Genomic DNA, 3030 nt, shown 5'->3' with positions numbered 1-3030 from the left:
CACCCGGTAGCGCCCCTGCCCGTCAAGGTGAGCGTAGATATCATTTTTCTCCCCAGACCGCGCACGTCGTCCATCATCGTGCGCCAGTAAATCCCGACTTCTTGACTGCCAAAATTAAAGCTCGGTCATAAGTGGCAATAAGCCAAGATCCAGAAGCTTAATTTCAATGTCGTTAGCTTTACCTATGTGTTCTTTATTGTTTCCATCGAATATTTCCTCAGTAGACACAATAATGGTGCCTTTTTGATTGTCGCCATCCATTACCGGCACAACTCTGGCTGCTTCTGGAATTAATTCAGTTAAGACTATGTGGGGGATGTATAACATCCAACCTACAGCCAGTCTGTCAGGGAATACGTTTCGCCCGAACAGATTGTATCCATTTGAATCGATGCTTATATGTGAACAATCAAAAAATAAAGCCAAATGTGATAAGAGCGTTATAAATCGGAGCAATGAATTTTCATCATTATTTACAACTAAACTTAACTCCACGGAAACCCTATTTTTTTGTTCGTAAAACATTTTTCTATAAGAGATGCCACAGCTGTGCTCATCATCATTGGCATCCCAAACGCTATCTACAAACATCGGCATATTTTTTTTATATCGGCGCTCCCATTTCAAACGAGTGTTATCTGTGATACCTCCATTCTGAAAAGCTATCTGATTTAGAGCTTGCTTTCTGGAATAACCCGTTTCATACCAATTCTTTTCCACCTGAAATAACTTATTAAGTTGCGCTATGATAAATGCAAAGTGTTCAATTATTTGTGAAAACTGAATGTCATCATTTTTGGTACGATAATCAAAGTTTACTATAAAACGTGTATCCATAATCAAGGCTCCCATCTGACAACAATATCTTTAAATCTTATGAAGATTTTTGAAAAATAGTAGCAACTCATTGGCTGCATAAAAATCCAAACTACTTTTAAAGGTTGATTAACTGTCGCAACAGCTTGATGACGCCCGGCTTGATTAATTGCACTGTTATCCCCTCGCCACCACTCTTTTTTTGTACCATCAGCCCTGAAAAACTGATCATATCTCGCCTTCGCCTCCCAGAACTGACAAAGCTTATCTTTCCAGCCATCAAACGATACACCACAATACTTAAATTCCTGTATCTGTTTAGTTTCTGGATTATAGTACGTCCCACATATTCTCGTCTGGTAGCTAATCGTTACCGCACTCCAGCGCGAACAGCGTCTCACCATCGGCATCACCTTGCCCTCAGGCGGGCAGTTATCACAGGTCTTTTCATCCGTCTTCGCCTGTGCCCCCGCTTTCGTGTCTACACCTTCGTAACTGACCGTTTCGGAGTAATCTATATCATCTTCCCAGAAATCACCGTGCGTCTCCGCACTGACCGCCATGGGGTCATTCAGCATCGGATCATAAGGTTTTCCCTGATAGTCAAACCCTCCGGTCCCCTGACGCGACCCACTACCTGAGCCAGGATAAGACATATCCTCTTCTTCCCAGCCGCCATGGGTGCTTCCTGCTCCGGGAAATGTTGCTGTTCCGGTTGAGCCACCTGCCACACCGACGCTTCCGGTAGCCGCGCCCCCCATTCCCCCGGTAACTACTGGTGGAAACATAACCATCAGAGTCCCCTCCTTTCCCGGTTTATCATCACATGCATATAATCTTCAACCCGCTGATCAACTGAATAACTATTCGGTGTTCTCAGCCATTTATCCACTTCGGGCTTCAAATAAAAACCGGGCCAAAATGCCTCCAGAAACAAAAAATCTCGCTTCACATTCTTTTCTTTCAGCGGAAGGGTATTGGCATAATCCAGTGCCTTTCTCAGGCGAACATGGAACGTGTCGTCCGGTTCGTTAATCCCCGGAAATTTCCTCTTCAGTCTTTGCGCGGTATCGCGAACAAAATCATCACCTTCCATTTTGTCCACACCGGCACACTGCTCTTCAGACAGCTTCAGCATATGAATTCCCTTTGTTTAAATGACCAGACTTTCCCGTCCACTATTGTCAACCATTCCTGCATTAAACCTGTCAGCTTCTGGTGTTGCAGGTCGTTCAGCATCGTTGCCAGACGAACCTGAACGCGTGGATCCTGGAAACGCAGCAAAGCAGCCCGACCATCCGGCAGCCCAACATTCATATTGTTCTTCAGATGAACCACCTGTTCCGTGAGTGCAGAAGACGACAATATCCAGGAAACAGAGGGCAGCGCAGTTTCCAGATGACACAGCTTTTCACTGATATCCATCGCACAGCTCATCTGAATTATCCAGGGGCCAGCAAAAGCGATGCGGGAATCCGGCCAGGTATCGAACAGAGGCATGGCGGCGGGTTGTGGAGCGGACAGGCCCTCACCGAAATACCGCTCATATTGCAGACCGTCCACCAGGGCATACAATGTCACTTTTGTTGAGTAAATCAGGTGTTGAGCCGCAAGACTAAAGCTGTCACTGCTCATGATTCACCTCTTACAACAAAAGTATCGCCATTCATCGTCGCTTTCATCAGGCAGCTCAGGCAGATACCGCCACCCGTTGTAGCCTTAACCGGTATTGATGCAGCGGCAGCTGCCATCGTCCTTTTCACCTTCCGTATATACGTCGCCGTCGTGCCATACTCGACCCTCCCGGCCTCAAGTCGCAGATAGCTCCCGCCACCAATCAGCGTGATACGCTTCTTCCCGGCAAACGAAATATCACTCGCTGAGCTCAGCGTCAGTTTCTTCTCTGCAAACAGCCGCAGGCTGGCATTCTGCGCCTGCACCTCCACTGGCCCTTCTCCGGATTTCAGACTCAGCTGGCCGGTCCGGGCAAAGAGCCCAAGCTTCTCCCCGGCCAGTGCGGTCATGTTACCCATGACACCGGCACTGATATCGCCCCCGGCATTAATGGCGACATTCTTCGTGGCCGTCATTTGCAGACGCTCCCCGCTGGTGAGAGCCATGCCTTCCGGGGCCGAGAACAGCACGACTTCATTGAGCGGTTTCAGCCTCTGCTCAAACATCTCTATCTGGCTGTCCACATCCACCTTCAGCGCC

At 47.9% G+C, this 3030-nt stretch carries 5 protein-coding genes; all 5 read right to left on the bottom strand.

Going from position 1 to position 3030, the window contains the following annotated elements; translation table 11 throughout:
- Positions 1-114: 114 nt before the first annotated feature.
- Entirely contained in the window at positions 115-837 is a 723-nt protein-coding gene (locus tag KHQ28_RS27405) for an Imm52 family immunity protein (protein ID WP_223175063.1), read from the bottom strand.
- A 2-nt stretch (positions 838-839) separates the two neighbouring features.
- Positions 840-1610, bottom strand: coding sequence for a Tox-REase-5 domain-containing protein (locus tag KHQ28_RS27400; protein ID WP_032418605.1), 771 nt, complete (start codon positions 1608-1610; stop codon positions 840-842).
- Positions 1610-1954, bottom strand: coding sequence for a hypothetical protein (locus tag KHQ28_RS27395; RefSeq protein ID WP_032418603.1), 345 nt, complete (start codon positions 1952-1954; stop codon positions 1610-1612). Before KHQ28_RS27395 ends, KHQ28_RS27400 begins: the two co-directional genes overlap by 1 nt.
- Positions 1948-2451, bottom strand: a complete 504-nt coding sequence (locus KHQ28_RS27390; protein WP_046653600.1) for a DUF4123 domain-containing protein — start codon at positions 2449-2451, stop codon at positions 1948-1950. Before KHQ28_RS27390 ends, KHQ28_RS27395 begins: the two co-directional genes overlap by 7 nt.
- A partial coding sequence (locus KHQ28_RS27385; RefSeq protein WP_211777763.1) for a DUF2345 domain-containing protein occupies positions 2448-3030 on the bottom strand: 583 nt, incomplete at its 5' end. The genes KHQ28_RS27385 and KHQ28_RS27390, both read right to left, overlap by 4 nt.

It is taken from the genome of Klebsiella sp. 28 (assembly GCF_018223905.1).
In the GTDB taxonomy this organism is placed as follows: Bacteria; Pseudomonadota; Gammaproteobacteria; order Enterobacterales; family Enterobacteriaceae; genus Klebsiella; species Klebsiella pneumoniae.
The sequence above is the reverse complement of the archived record's forward strand: the minus strand, read 5'-3'. Positions and strand labels throughout refer to the sequence as shown.

Coding starts and splice junctions, on each gene's coding strand:
- KHQ28_RS27395 (WP_032418603.1), bottom strand. CDS start 1,954: ATGCTGAAGCTGTCTGAAGAGCAGTGTGCCGGTGTGGACAAAATGGAA.
- KHQ28_RS27400 (WP_032418605.1), bottom strand. CDS start 1,610: ATGGTTATGTTTCCACCAGTAGTTACCGGGGGAATGGGGGGCGCGGCT.
- KHQ28_RS27405 (WP_223175063.1), bottom strand. CDS start 837: ATGGATACACGTTTTATAGTAAACTTTGATTATCGTACCAAAAATGAT.
- KHQ28_RS27390 (WP_046653600.1), bottom strand. CDS start 2,451: ATGAGCAGTGACAGCTTTAGTCTTGCGGCTCAACACCTGATTTACTCA.